Raw genomic sequence first — 615 nt, 5'->3', positions numbered from 1 at the left:
AAAGCGTTCGCTCAGACCGATCTGTGAGCAGACCTCAAGACGAGCCATGTTTTCAGTGATAGCTTCCTCAAAGGGCAGGTCTGCGAGCTTTTCGGGGCACGCCTCGCGGTAGCAGTGCTCAGCCTTGGGAGCTGTGATGAACGCCTTTGCAACCTGTGTTACGCCGTTTGTGTTGAGGAATGCGCGGCTGAGGTCGACGATCTTGTCGCCTCTCCAGTGCATCGTCAGGCGCGGATTCTCGGTAACTACAGCTACTGCGGTAGCTTCGAGGTTTTCGGTCTCTGCGTACTTGATGAACTTGTCAACGTCGTTTTTATCGAGAACGACAGCCATTCTCTCCTGAGATTCGGAGATAGCGAGCTCTGTGCCGTCGAGGCCGTCGTATTTCTTTGTTACCTTGTCGAGCTCAACGGTCAGACCGTCTGCAAGCTCGCCTATCGCTACGCATACGCCGCCCGCGCCGAAGTCGTTGCAGCGCTTTATGAGCTTTGCGACCTTTGGATTGCGGAACAGGCGCTGGATTTTGCGCTCTGTGGGCGGATTACCCTTCTGAACCTCAGCACCGCAGGTTTCGATGGAGCTTTCGGTGTGAGCCTTGGAGGAGCCTGTAGCGCC

At 55.9% G+C, this 615-nt stretch carries 1 protein-coding gene; it reads right to left on the bottom strand.

All coding sequences use genetic code 11. The annotated features are described in order from the left end of the window. Window positions 1-615: AIR synthase-related protein (locus KQI64_RS03175; protein WP_253289171.1), on the bottom strand; the 615-nt coding region annotated here is incomplete at both ends.

Origin of the sequence: Lachnoclostridium sp. MSJ-17 (assembly GCF_018918205.1) — a bacterium.
In the GTDB taxonomy this organism is placed as follows: domain Bacteria; phylum Bacillota; class Clostridia; order Oscillospirales; family Acutalibacteraceae; genus Ruminococcoides.
The sequence above is the reverse complement of the archived record's forward strand: the minus strand, read 5'-3'. Positions and strand labels throughout refer to the sequence as shown.